11 protein-coding genes and 1 pseudogene are annotated in these 13,787 nt (G+C 40.4%); 2 read left to right on the top strand and 10 right to left on the bottom strand.

What is annotated here, in order from left to right; all coding sequences use genetic code 11:
* Window positions 1–42: 42 nt before the first annotated feature.
* On the top strand, window positions 43–678 hold the full coding sequence (locus tag HMPREF9007_RS01720; RefSeq protein ID WP_008763654.1) for a ribonuclease H family protein: 636 nt from the start codon (window positions 43–45) through the stop codon (window positions 676–678).
* Window positions 679–690: 12 nt separating this feature from the next.
* On the opposite strand, the gene HMPREF9007_RS01725 is transcribed toward HMPREF9007_RS01720, so the two are convergent.
* The 7 genes from HMPREF9007_RS01725 to HMPREF9007_RS01750 all read right to left on the bottom strand — a co-directional run bounded on the left by HMPREF9007_RS01725 (window position 691) and on the right by HMPREF9007_RS01750 (window position 9,126).
* Window positions 691–1,122: a GtrA family protein gene (locus HMPREF9007_RS01725; protein ID WP_008763653.1), complete on the bottom strand. Its 432-nt coding sequence runs from the start codon at window positions 1,120–1,122 to the stop codon at window positions 691–693.
* Between the two features lie 49 nt (window positions 1,123–1,171).
* Complete coding sequence (locus HMPREF9007_RS01730; RefSeq protein ID WP_008763652.1) at window positions 1,172–2,332, bottom strand: glycosyltransferase family 87 protein; 1,161 nt, start codon at window positions 2,330–2,332, stop codon at window positions 1,172–1,174.
* Window positions 2,317–2,733, bottom strand: coding sequence for a hypothetical protein (locus tag HMPREF9007_RS27905; protein ID WP_277754721.1), 417 nt, complete (start codon window positions 2,731–2,733; stop codon window positions 2,317–2,319). The genes HMPREF9007_RS01730 and HMPREF9007_RS27905 overlap by 16 nt, the downstream gene beginning before the upstream one ends.
* Window positions 2,717–4,219, bottom strand: a complete 1,503-nt coding sequence (locus HMPREF9007_RS01735) for a glycosyltransferase 87 family protein (RefSeq protein ID WP_277754720.1) — start codon at window positions 4,217–4,219, stop codon at window positions 2,717–2,719. Before HMPREF9007_RS01735 ends, HMPREF9007_RS27905 begins: the two co-directional genes overlap by 17 nt.
* Window positions 4,216–5,004 carry a polysaccharide deacetylase family protein gene (locus tag HMPREF9007_RS01740; protein ID WP_008763651.1) on the bottom strand — a complete coding sequence of 263 codons (789 nt, stop codon included), beginning with the start codon at window positions 5,002–5,004 and terminating at the stop codon, window positions 4,216–4,218. The genes HMPREF9007_RS01735 and HMPREF9007_RS01740 overlap by 4 nt, the downstream gene beginning before the upstream one ends.
* Window positions 5,005–5,064: 60 nt before the next feature.
* Complete coding sequence (locus HMPREF9007_RS01745) at window positions 5,065–6,900, bottom strand: ABC transporter ATP-binding protein (protein WP_008763650.1); 1,836 nt, start codon at window positions 6,898–6,900, stop codon at window positions 5,065–5,067.
* 135 nt (window positions 6,901–7,035) lie between these two features.
* The gene (locus tag HMPREF9007_RS01750; RefSeq protein ID WP_032850780.1) at window positions 7,036–9,126 is read right to left on the bottom strand and encodes a BT4734/BF3469 family protein; all 2,091 of its coding nucleotides are present in this window, start codon (window positions 9,124–9,126) and stop codon (window positions 7,036–7,038) included.
* A gap of 640 nt (window positions 9,127–9,766) precedes the next feature.
* Here HMPREF9007_RS01750 and HMPREF9007_RS01755 point away from each other — a divergent pair.
* The gene (locus HMPREF9007_RS01755) at window positions 9,767–10,378 is read left to right on the top strand and encodes an HU family DNA-binding protein (RefSeq protein WP_008763648.1); all 612 of its coding nucleotides are present in this window, start codon (window positions 9,767–9,769) and stop codon (window positions 10,376–10,378) included.
* Between the two features lie 229 nt (window positions 10,379–10,607).
* Here the strand turns inward: HMPREF9007_RS01755 and HMPREF9007_RS01760 are convergent, their stop codons facing one another.
* The 3 genes and pseudogenes from HMPREF9007_RS01760 to HMPREF9007_RS01770 all read right to left on the bottom strand — a co-directional run.
* Window positions 10,608–12,800 carry a DUF5722 domain-containing protein gene (locus HMPREF9007_RS01760; protein ID WP_032850779.1) on the bottom strand — a complete coding sequence of 731 codons (2,193 nt, stop codon included), beginning with the start codon at window positions 12,798–12,800 and terminating at the stop codon, window positions 10,608–10,610.
* A gap of 31 nt (window positions 12,801–12,831) precedes the next feature.
* Window positions 12,832–13,386 (bottom strand): annotated as a pseudogene (locus HMPREF9007_RS01765) (DUF5722 domain-containing protein); the annotation flags it as partial.
* Window positions 13,387–13,475: 89 nt separating this feature from the next.
* A partial coding sequence (locus HMPREF9007_RS01770) for a transposase (protein WP_032850778.1) occupies window positions 13,476–13,787 on the bottom strand: 312 nt, incomplete at its 5' end.

Here is a 13,787-nt window from a genome sequence, read left to right as displayed (position 1 = left end):
CGCACCGTCAATGCTGTTGACATAATCATTCATTATCAGAAAATGGCTAAAGAAAAGTTCTACGTAGTATGGGAAGGAGTGACGCCGGGAGTATATGCTTCCTGGACGGATTGCCAGCTCCAGATCAAGGGGTATGAAGGTGCAAAGTACAAATCGTTCGACACCCGCGAAGAGGCGGAACGTGCACTGGCCTCGTCACCTTACGCCTACATCGGCAAGAATGCGAAGAAAAAAACGGAAGCTGCCCGAACCGGTTCCGATACACTGCCTGCTTCCGTCATTGACAATAGTCTGGCAGTCGATGCTGCGTGCAGTGGCAATCCCGGTCCGATGGAGTATCGGGGAGTACACGTGGCAAGCCGCCAGGAAATTTTTCATTTCGGCCCGATGAAAGGTACAAACAATATCGGAGAGTTTCTGGCCATCGTGCACGGACTGGCGTTGCTGAAACAGAAAGGATTTGATATGCCCATTTATAGCGACAGCGTGAATGCCATCAGCTGGGTGCGACAGAAAAAATGCAAAACCAAACTTCCGCGGAATGAAGAGACTGAAGAACTCTTCACAGTGATAGAACGGGCAGAGAAGTGGCTCAGGGAGAACACTTACACCACCCGTATTCTTAAATGGGAAACCAAAGTGTGGGGAGAGATTCCGGCAGACTTCGGCAGAAAATAATAGCCGGGAAGTCTATTCTGCGACTTGATCAGCAGCCTGTTCCTTCTTATGTTTAAACACAAAGCGGAGCATCAGAAAATTAGCGGGAACAGCCACAGCGAGCACACACAAGGGAGCTATCTCCTGATCTACATTCAAATAGAGGAACAAATTGAACAATCCCATATGTATCAGATAGTTCACCAAATGGCTGCCTCCAAATCCCAAAGCCCTTTTCAAAGAAGGGTTGCTACGGAACGTGAAATAAGAAGTCAGAAAGAAATTACAGATAAAACTCGTCACATAGCCTATCGTGTAGGCAATATTCAAGTTGGTCATTTCGTATTCCTGCAACAGATAATAAACCCCATAATGTATTCCGGCAGCCAACGTTCCCACCGTACAATAACGAATAAACTGGTAGCGTTTACTCTTCGATTGAAATACTGATTTTACAATTTCCATTAGTAAGTAGTTTTAGTTTTATAGTTCAGTTCAGATGTTTCATTTTCATTCAGTCAGATGGACGCGCAAAGTCCTGAGTCAGTTGTTCCCACACTATTTTCAGCCATATCAAGGTACAAGGCAGAGCCTTCAGAGCATAAGGTTTCACATATTCCGCTCTTATAAATCTTGGAAAAAGATCGGTAGTAGACAAAGAAGTCAGTAGAATACAGAATATAAGCAATGACAGATTCAATATCGGTGTGGCAGCTTTTGTCGGTGTCTTTACATACCAGACTCCAACAGCAACCATAGCAGTCAGATAGCCATAAGTTTCCGTTCCGGTACTGAACAGTACCATAAACAAAAGCGCAGAAGACAAAAATAAGAATCTGAAAGATTCATATTGATATTGCCGGACGCGTAAATAAGGAAGGGCAAACAAAATCATTCCGGGCACGATTATCCATAAATCGCTGAATGAAGCTCCCGTTATCCGATGTAACATACCCAGCAAAGATATGTTTTGATTGACGCTAAACTGATTCAGCCCATTCTTATAGACAAGCACATCGAACCATTCCTTATACGAATGAACGACATATTCCGGAGAAGCATAGAGCATCGGAAGGAGAAAAACGATCACTGCCCAAAAGACTAATCCGCCGGTGAGTTTCATTTTATGTTTCGAGAATAAAAAGAAAGCCAGTCCGACTATCCCATAAAGTTTGGTCATAGTTCCTAATACAATCATCAAAGCAGCCCAAAAATCCTTTTCTTTCTCGATCAGCACATACGAGAATATAATCATAGCCGTAATACCTATGCTATATTGCTGAGACAAAACAGCTGTAAAAACGTCATTTACAGAAACTAATATAACAACAGCAAATTGCCACTTTTTCAAATCTAACTTGCTGATAGCATAATAAAGGAAACCACAATTCACCAGACACCAAAAGACCATCCCCAAGGGTCTGGGAAGAACTGCAAAAGGAGAAATCAATGCAGTGAAAGAAATACCATACAGAAAAAAATCTTTCTGTTCCTGAAGATATTCTACATATAAAGGAGAAGAAGATATCGCATGCCAAAAAGACTGGCTAAATATAACATAATTGCTATATACCCCCTTCATCATCAATGATAAACTGCAAGCTAATCCTACTCCCATCCACAAGATGAATAGAAAGACGGGATTCTGCACATATCCTTTCAACCTCTCCAACATATCATCAATAAGTTTTTTAGTTCATTTACAAATACCCCCTTTTTCATATCAGGCAACATCACTTCGCCTCTTAAGTCTACAGGAACCTCTTTGATGAAGGTGGTATCATCAAGAGAAACCTTATATATAAACTCCGTATCAAATAAGAACTGTTTAATACGAGTGGACGCAAGAAAAGCTTTTCCCTTACAGTTAAACCCCTTTAATCCCCCCTGCGTATCTGTGTGGGTCAGCCCTAACAGCATAAAGTTCAAGAAACGTGAAGCATGACTCGCCAACTTTCTGCGGGTAGAAAGTTGTGAATAATACGTATGATTACGATTTGCTACAACTACATCATACCCTTCCTCAAGATATTTAATCACTTGACAAACAGACTCAATCTTATATGGAAAAATCATAATCTGTATAAAGAGCCAGCTCTGAATCAGAATGTGCTATACCATCACGAACAGCAGCTCCTTTCCCTTGATTTATCTTATTGTCTACAATGATAGTGTTGGGTAAGTTATTTGTCAAACGAAGTACAGCTTCTTCCGTAAATCCGCGTTTGGAACCATCATTTACTACGATAAAGCGAATATTGTACCCGTTCAGCATCCCTTCCAACTCTTTATGTTTTTCAATCAGTTGCTGCTCCCATCCTTCATGAGGATTATAACAGGGCAATATGACATCAATCCGTTCATCATCTTTTTTATGTAGAAAAGGAGTTGGGGTTCTTGATGTATAGTCCTGAGTTAATTGTTCCCAGATGACTTTAAACCAAATAATAGCACATGGGAGAGCTTTAAGTGCAAATGAAGTTATGTATTCAGTCCTGAAATGTTTTGAAAAAAGAATACTGCTTGAAGACGCTGCCGTCAACGCAAAACAGAATAGCAATAAGCATGTATTCAGCACAAACGTTTTTTTATACGTTGGCGTACTTACATACCATATACCCACACCAATTAGAGCTCCCACATATCCACATTCTTCCGTTCCCGTACTAAACAAGACCATAAATAACAGAACTGATGCCAAAAACGAAAGCCGAAAATTTCTATTCTCGTATTGTCCAATACGAAAATAAGGTAATAAGAATAAAACAATTCCAGGAATTATCAGCCACATATCACTATATTCAACAGCATGAGTAATCTTTCGAACCATTCCTAATAAAGAGATATTCTGATAAAAGCTCAACTCATTAACATCATTCTTAACTACAAGAATACTAATCCATTCTTTATAAGAATCAAATACATATTGTGGAGAAGTATAAAACATTGGAACTACAAATAGAACTAATCCCCAAAACAGAATTCCCCACAGAAAATATAATTTTCTTTTAGAGAAAAGGAAAAAAGCCAACCCCACAACCCCATAAATTTTGGTTAATGTGCCTAAAACAATCATCAATGCAGCCCAAAAATCTTTTTTTCTCTCGACAAGAATAAAAGTAAAAAGAATGAAAGCGGCTACTGCTGCATTATACTGCTGAGTCACAACAGATAAATATAAGCCATTATATGACAACCAAATGATAATGGCAGTTTTCCATTTTTCAAATTCTAACTTCTTTATAGCAAAGTACAATAAAAGAGCATTACACAAACTCCACAAAGCAGAACCCACCATTGTTGGCATGATTGAAAAAGGAGCAATCAATAAAGTAAAAGGAATGCCATATAGAAATAAATCAAAATATTCTTTAGGATATTCTACATATAAAGGCGTTTGCTCCAAAGCATGAAAAAATGAACGGGAAAATATCAAGTAGTTATTTGCAAGTCCTTCTGTCCAGCTTACCCAAAATCCCCTGATAGCCACCCCAAACCACAAAATTGCTAATACAATAGGATTTTGCACTAACCTTAGTATAAATCTTATTATATTTTTCATCTTATTATATCCTTGTTTAGTTTTATATAATCTATAAAACGACCAAAACTAACATTCTTTTTCCTAAAATATCGAATGAAAGCATCCAGCCTTTTTTCCATTCCTTCTCCTGCATGATTCCTTATAATAAATGGCAGTTTCCATTCCGGATGTTCATTTAACGGATAAAATTCCCACGGATGAAAGTATGTCACAAAATATCCATCATGCCGATGAGTGTATTTACACAACCAACGATAAAGTGAAGCGGGCAAATTATGACATGAAAGCCAAAATAAAGGGAAACGCAGCAAAGGAGTAACTGATGCCGGCATTTGAATCACACGGTCTTTTATAAAAGGAGTACGGGGAGTAGAAAGCCGCATATATCTTCCCGGGATAAATGTCGGATTCAAGGAAGAATTATATATATACCCCGCCTCATATACAGCTTTTTCCGACACAGGCATCATGCGTGCCTGCCGATAGCCATAAACTTTGGCTCCGGTGATTTCCTCCAACTGATCCTTCGACCTTTTCAGATCTTCTACTTCAAAGGTCCAATGATAGAAGCCATGAGAAGCAATCTCGTGACCTCCCTCCTGAATGCGCTTTATTATATCAGGAGCATGAAGAGCAAAATTTGCCGTACAGAAAAAGGTCGCTTTTACCTGATTCCGTTCCAAGCAATCCAAAATTCGGGTAGTCCCCTCTACAGAAACTTTAATTTGCTCTTCCATTGATATGTCCACCTGATGTTCTTTGGGCACATCAAATTCCTCAATGTCAAAACTTAATAAAATCATTCCAATATTAGTCTAGTTTACGTTTGTTGCTGTGAGTTGCTGCAAATATGCAGCCACAGCCTATAATGCTTGCATATCGTTTAGTCTTTTATAATAACCATCTAATTCCAATAATTCTTCATGACGTCCACGCTCTACGATTTCCCCTTCATAGAGCACACAAATCTCATCCGCATTTTTGATAGTAGAAAGACGGTGAGCAATTGCAATCGTGGTACGCGTCTTCATCAATCTCTCCAATGCTTCCTGTACCAAACGTTCCGATTCAGTATCCAGTGCTGAAGTAGCCTCATCCAGAATCAGGATGGGAGGATTCTTCAGAATAGCACGGGCGATGCTGACACGCTGTCTCTGTCCACCGGAAAGTTTGCCGCCACGGTCACCGATATTTGTATTATATCCTTCCGGCTTTTCCATAATAAAATCATGGGCATTGGCAATCTTAGCGGCCTCTATGACTTGTTCCATAGTTGCATTTTCTACGCCAAAAGCAATATTATTGAAAAATGTATCATTAAAAAGAATGGCTTCTTGATTTACATTGCCAATCAAACTGCGCAAATCGGCAATACGTACATCTTTAATACTTGTACCATCGATGGTGATATCTCCTCCTTGCACATCATGATAACGTGGCAATAAATCTACGAGCGTTGATTTTCCTGAGCCTGACTGTCCTACCAAAGCAACTGTCTTTCCCTTTGGCACTGTTAAGTTCACATGTTTCAACACTTCTCTTTTACCATCATAGCTAAAGCTTATATCTTTAAACTCAATCCGATCATTCATTCCAGTCAATGGTTTCGGATTAGGAATTTCTTTAATATTATTTTCAGCCTTCAATATTTTGTCCACGCGTTCCATAGAAGCAAGCCCCTTAGGGATATTATAACCAGCCTTGGCAAAGTCTTTCAACGGATTTATCACGCTATAAAGAATAACCATATAAAATATAAACGTCGGTGCAGTCAATGACGAATTATGCCCTAAAATCAAAGCACCACCAAACCATAATACAGATACAATCAGAATTGTTCCCAAGAACTCACTCATCGGATGAGCCAAAGCTTGTCGCATAGCCACTTTGTTGACTGCATCACGAAGCTCATTACTGCACCTCGTAAAACGATTTATCATTCTGTCCTCTGCAATAAACGCTTTGATAATACGCAAACCACCCAATGTTTCTTCCAACTGAGACATTGTATCACTCCACTTACCTTGTGCCTCCAGTGATTGACGCTTTAGTTTTCTTCCGACCTTACCCATCAGCCAGCCCATAGCCGGCAATACCAAAACGGTGAAAAGAGTTAACTTCCAGCTGGTAGCAATCAATGTTATAAAATACAATATAATCATGATAGGGCTCTTTATCAACATGTCCAATGAACTGGTAATAGAGTTTTCCACCTCTCCCACATCACCACTCATACGAGCTATAATATCTCCTTTTCTCTCCTCTGAGAAAAAGCCCATCGGCAAACGCATTACCTTCGCATATACCATGATACGGATATCCCTGACAACTCCTGTACGCAATGGAATCATCACAGCTGAAGATGCAAAATAACAGGACGTTTTAAATAAAGTCATCAAAGCCAGAAACAGTCCCAGAAAAATCAAAGCAGTAGTAGGACCATTATCCTGAATCATTTGGGAAACATAATAATAGAAATTATTTATCGCAACATCTTTAAAACCGGCAGTTCCCCATTCCATATACTCATATACCTTATTATTCTCTCCTGTTTTAAACAAAATATCCAGAATCGGAATTAACAAAGTAAATGAAAACACATTGAATACAGCTGACAAGATATTCAGCAAAATAGCCCATCCGATATACTTCTTATATGGCGACACAAAACGTCGCATCAGTTGCAAAAATTCCTTCATTATTTGAAATAAAATAAGTTAAGGCTGCAAAGATACAATAAAACTGTCTAACAGTTGAAGGTTTCTTTCAATAATTAATACGAATTATATAATAGCCACCTTCTTGACCATTTATTCGTCTATTTCACTCCAACACTACTCATTATCAAAAGATATGGGCACCACATGATAATAAACCCCATGAGATCTCCGGTACGATTTCACTCCCAACTTTTGCAGAATACGCCCCAAATAAGATACTTGCCGAGGTGAAAACTTCATCTTACTAGCCTTCTGTATTCGTTGTAGCAAATCCGCAGCAAGCAACCATTCTCCTGCCTCTTCGTCGGCCGCCGCCCGATAATATACCTGAAACAATTGCTCGATCGCAGGAGACTGCTCAAACTCCTGATTAGACTCCGTCATAATAGCTTCCTCTTCTTCATCAAACCAATACCGTTCATTTTTATAAAGCGCCGTCATTGCTTGTGCATAAAGCTGCTCATAATCAATGGGACGCACCACATCAATCACTCCCGTCACTTCGACGCCGATAAAACGGCGACTACCGGAAGTGTCTGTCAGTAAGTCTTTATGATTACTCGTCCCGATAAAAGAAGCATACCGGCGGAGTGATTCCACAGCTGACGCATTCGGGCGACGGGTATTAACAACCGGTTTTTGCAAAATATGTTTAAGGAATGACTGCTGATTGACACCTATCTGATCAAACTCATCCATATTGATAAGAAGAAAACGATTCAGATACAACTCGGCGTCCCTTTTACGGCTAAAGTCAATGCTGTCCGTATAATACGCCTGCAAACACGGAGGCAGAATCAGACGGCAAAAGGTAGACTTACGATAAGCCTGCGGACCGATTAGAATAGGTGAAGTACTGTTCGCATGATTTTTGTCAACTCCACGCCAGTGCGCCACTGTACTGAGAAACCAACGACGAAAGAGTTGTCCCCAATGAGGATTATCACAAGGAACTCTTTCAGCCAGGTCACGGATGTGGTCTTTACCGTCCCAATGGGGAAGATCATAAAGAAATTCCTCGACAGGGTGATAAACGGGAACATGATCGGAATTCAGATATCGGACCACATCCTTATCCCAAAGTTTGATGCCCTCATACATCGCATTCATCGTAATACTTGCCATCACCCGTTTGTCTATGGGGCGAAAATAAAAGTTGAAGCTGTTCCGCTCACGATACTCCACGCTCGAAGTCAGTATATTAAAACGAAACTCATAGCGGCGTTTCATAAACTCATCTGTCTGCATGACAAACAATTGCTCCGGCAGCAAACTACTTTTATCGGCAAAACCCTCGCACGTACCATACACGTTCTTCACCGTCTCGCGAATCAGGAATTCATCTTTCGGTAAACGATAATGAGCACGTGCCCATCGCACGGTGTCTTCCTGTGGAATACCGGCACGAAAACACTGCTCAACCAGACAAACAAGCAATGAGTGTATATCATCGCCTGGGCGGTATCCTTTTTGCTCGGCCAATGCCCGGGCAAATGCTGCTTCAAAAAGAACAGAAAGTGCTTCGTAACTATCATATCCGGGAACAAGCCGCTGTAAAGGAGAAGCCTGCGCCTGTACCTGCTCTCGATAGGTGGTTTCCCCCGGCAAAGATGCTGGCTGTTTCAGATAAACAGGCATGGCTTCGGGATTAAAATACAGCTCTGGATCGAAAGTCAGCCGGCAATACTGTTCCAGCGAAGGCTCTCTTAATTCGATATCAAACGGGAGTTGGGGCTGGTAATATTTCACAGCCAGACGATAAGCATGCGCATGAAAGACTTCCGCCTGTTCGCGATTATCAGGCAGACGATTGTCGGGATACGTAAAACGAACCCATATCTTTACAGACTTTCCTGAAGAACCGATAAAAGCAAGATACGTCTGAGGCAGTTCCTTCACACACTCCTTCACCTCATCAGCTTCCATACGTCCGGACAACCCGTTGACCTGAAGCATAACGATTCCATTATATTCGGCCATCGCCATCACCCCGTTTTTTCTGACAAAAGCTGCCGCCGGAAGTATCTTCGGGACCCTCTCTATATAATCATTTTTATCACCGGGAAGTATATAAGGCAGGACTTCTCTCATATTAGAGACCAGTTGTGCTTTAGTTTCCTTTTTCATCTGCTCTACGAGCTGTTCAATCTTCAACGTACGCATCGTATTTACTTTGCCATCGTCTCTCACTTGTGTTATTCTCATTTTTTCTTTCGCTGTTTGTCCTGCTTGCGTGTGTAGGGCAATATATATTTTGCACAAAAGTACTGTAAACATTCTATGTAAACAAGTTTCTGATCATAAGTTTCATTCCCATCTCCTCTCCTTCTACTAGAAAAGAAAAAATAGATTTTAGTCTCACGGTCTCACTACTTTTACATAATCACCAAATAATTAAGATATTATAGGATGAGAGATACTTTTTACAGAGGTATCTCTCATCATTTCCCCACTGAAATTACTCTCTTCTAACCTGTCTCTCACCTTTTTTGATTATCTCTCATTCTGCTTTCCAACTTCCATTATTTAATTTCAGACCTATACATTTCTCCTTTTAGAAGTACTTTAAGGCGCATATATTTTACCATTCATTATCATGCAAACAATCCTATAATTGCTTGTTTTACAACTATTATTGTTGTATCTTTGAAAGACGTTATTCATCATACTACCCGGGTGAACCGACCTGTTCACCCAGGTACACAGATACATTCTCGAAGGTGCAATGATCGGTTCACCCAGGTAGAACGATGAAGATGTCAGTAAGATGACACGCAGATAAAGGCTTTAAATGCAGAAGAGATAAGTAACACCATATATAAACAACAGATAAACAACAATTAAGATGGCAGTACAATTCGAATTTTATAAGAATCCCGTTCAGGGAGAAGAAGAGGGGGAAACAAGTTATCATCCCAGAGTCGTGAATTTTCAACACGTGACTACCCAAAGACTGGCAGCCGAAATTCACTCGGCAACTACCTTTGGCAAGGCCGAAGTGGAAGCAATGTTAATGGAACTCAGTCGGTGCATGGGCAACCACTTACGCGAAGGGCAAAGAGTACATCTTGACGGGGTCGGTTATTTTCAGATCACATTACAAGCAACAGAGCCGATACATTCCATGGCCGCACACGCTGACAAAGTGAAGTTTAAATCGGTCAGTTTCTTGGCGGACAGAGATTTAAAAGGTGAGCTTATAGGTATGCATGCACAACGCTCAAAGTATAAACCCCACTCAGCTACCCTCTCCCAGAAAGAAATAGACAAAAAATTAACTGGGTACTTCGCTACGCATACGGTTTTGACCCGCTCTGATATGCAGTCACTTTGCCAATTCACACACAGTATGGCGGCACGCCATATTCGCAGGTTGAAAGAAGAAGGTTCTTTGCAGAATATCGGAATTCGTACGCAACCGATTTATGTGCCGTGTCCAGGACATTATGGGAAATAGTTGTAAAATAGAATGAGAGATAGACTAAAATAGAGTAATTCCAGTGAGAAAAGAATGAGAGATACCTCTGTAAAAAGTATCTCTCATTCTATAATATCTTAGTTATTCGGCGATTATGCAAAAGTAGTGAGACCGTGAGACTAAAAAAAATCTTTTATAGCAGACTTAGATATAATCACAACACCCAAAGAGGAAGCACAAATGAGCTTCCTCTTTTACCTAATATCGCTTATGGAATATCTTGAATAATTCCTTCCCAACTATCAATCCCTATTCGAGATAAATACTGTTCAAAATAATCATCTTCTTCATCTGTATCCGCTTTTTGATAGGTTGTCCATACAGGCTTGGCTTCACCATTATGAGGCGCTTCGGTATACTTACGCAAACCCAAACAGGCACCATCTCCCAAATGATCAAACCAGCTATGCCATTGTATTCCATCAATGCCGTCCAGATTATTAATCTTCTTCCAGCCATAAGCAAAGCCGGCAGCCTGATCCTGCAAATCATTATCACTATAACTTGGAGAACATGTTCCTGCCTCAGAAAGCCAGACAGAACGTTTCACTGTTCCTTTATATTTATTGGAGGAAAGACTTACCCACTTATCCAAAACTTCCAAATTTTTCAAGGTCACATATTCCGTATCCATAGAGTAAGTTGCCTGTTCATCATCCCAAGTGCACGGGTTACCTAACTGAGCCGGGTAACTATGACACGCCAATGACCAGAAGAAATCACCTTCGCTTTCACTGAACTGATTCATAAAATCGAGCATATCTCTTACTTTATACCAACCGCCACCGGCAGCGATATTCCATCCATGCGAGAAAGAGATAAAGACTTCTGAGTACTGGTCATATTGATGCGCAATATTATAGCACATACGCATCGAACGGAGATAAGTATCCATAAACGTAGCAATCGGTTTGTCACCCATATTGGTCCAATGACTTCCTCCATCCACTTCGTTATGTATAATCCAGTGCGCTATGCGCATATTAGGAGCACTATATCTTTTTGCCAGGAAGTCAAGTGCTGCAGCGTAACAATTTGTAGACTCTATTGTGGTCATATTGGGCATTGTATAAGGAGCTATACCATTAAAATCCGGATGTTTCAAAAGAGTACCGGCATCCCCAGTAGGAGGAACCAACAAAATACCTGCTACTGAGATTCCACGTTTACTCGTTTGCTCCAACACAGCATCAAATGAACTCTTCATATATCCCTCATTAAAATAATATGTCCTGCCACCGTAAGTATGCGGAATATCTCCTTCCTGTTGAGAAAGATGCATGAAATGAGAAATAGGAATGTTGATGGTGGCACTGGCAATACCCAAATCATCCAAATCAGATGCAAGGAATCCATGGTTTATCAATCCTCCCAACCCCTTCTTAGATTTTAAAGGAATAGCCTCAACACTTTGTTTTACGTGTATTTTATCCACGTTCGCATAGCGGGCATGAGAAACAATCTCATCCTTGGAAGCTCCTTCTTTGTATATAGCCCACTTAGACAATAAACGATCATACTCATAGTCACCTATAGTAACATATCTATCCAACTGAACGTTAAAAGAGCCGTTTGATAAAGGTGTTTTATTTTCCACCTTTTCTACTTTGAACATATCCACAAATGGAGGAATCTCTCCCAAGAAGAAAGTACCTTCTCCCGTATAGTTACCTTGAATACTGATCGTACTCTCTCCTACCACCACATCAGTTACATGGCAATCATATTCTTTATTCAGATAATCTTTAATTCCTTGTTCGTACTTCTCTTTATTAAGCGCTTCATTATTCTCATCCTCTTCCGCCTGTTTTTCCTCATCATTCATTGTACGTAGGCGTATATTACGCATTTGTATGATATTATTAGGCTGGTCTCCAAAATCCAGACGCAGATAATCTTTCACTTTTCCCCAATCAAACTCCTGTCTATATTTCTTTAGACGAACGCTGAATGAAGCCCATTCCGTAGAAGCAGGAACGGTTCCCGCACTCATGCTATGAGTAGCATCAATCCCATTTTTTGCATCAGCAAAAAAGAGTTCTAGGTTACTCATCCCCATTTCCGTCTGATATTCAAATTCAAGAACATTACATTCTTCGGGAACATCTTCTTTAAACAAACCGGCAGTCGCCCAAGGATCACCATTAGTAGTTTCTATCGTATAACTACTGTCTTCATTCTGAGTTAACGTTACTCCCGACTTATAGGGCCCATCCAATAACATATAAACAGGCGGGATAACAATTTCCTCAGGAGGAATAACTTCTCCTCCATCGTCTTCAATAAAATCATCATTACAGGAAGACAAGTTCATCACAAAAAATGCCATTAAAAACAACATGCCACATCGCCCTAACAGGCGTTCAGGCCTTCTCGTAAAGAAAGCTTTCAAATTTTCCATAATTTCAGTTTTTAGTTAATAATGTCGTTGATTAAAAATTCTCAATAATATTCCAATCAGGAATTCCAATTAAAGGTAAGAATTGTTCGAAGTATTCATCTTCTTCATTTGTGCCTGCTTTTCGATAAACTTCCCACACAGGTTTGGCTTCCCCTCTGTAAGATTCATCCAAGTATTTACGCAATCCGAAGCAAGCTCCGTCTCCCGGATGATCAAACCAATTATGCCATTGTAGCCCATCAATCCCTTCCAATGCATTGATTTTCTTCCAGGCGAAAGCCAAACTAGCCGCTTGCTTCTGAAAATCTTCATCCGAATAAGTAGGAGAATTTACTCCAGCCTCAGAAAGCCAGACAGAGCGCTTAATAGTCCCTTTATATTTATTTTCTTTGGTAAGCGCCCACTTACTCAGAACTTCCAGATTCTTAAACGTAATAAATTGGGTATCCATGGAAAACGTTGCGTTCGGATCAATCCAAACACATGGATTCGTCAAATCCTGAGAATAGCTATGATAAGCTAATCCCCATTGAAAGTCCCCTTCTACCCGACTATAAACATTCAACAAATCAATGATTTCTTTGGTTAATACTCAATTTAGAGCGTACCCTTTTTATAAGGCATCAGAATGGATGCCTCACAAAAAAATTGCTATTAAATTCGATTGTTTTTTAACTATTGGCATACTGCCAAGTCTATATTTTGTGGTGTCAGACTCAAAAAATCTCTGCAACCGTTAAAAATTCCGGTAAAAAATTTACCAAGATAATCCCATGCGGACCTGCCTTGCAGCTTCACCGTGCTGATTATGCTATGGTATACAGCGGCAATCTCCGCTCCCTCGTCACTTCCGAAGTGCAGGGAGTTCTTCCGTTTGGTGGTAAAGGGACGCACCGCCCGTTCCGCCAGATTGTTCGAGATCGGATAACGGCCGTCCTTATATAGTGAAGGCCTCATTCCAAACTTGTGAGATAATTCAGGGCCTCC

The organism is Bacteroides sp. 1_1_14 (assembly GCF_000162515.1).
Lineage (GTDB): Bacteria > Bacteroidota > Bacteroidia > Bacteroidales > Bacteroidaceae > Bacteroides > Bacteroides thetaiotaomicron.
This window is presented reverse-complemented; position numbering and strand designations above follow the sequence as displayed.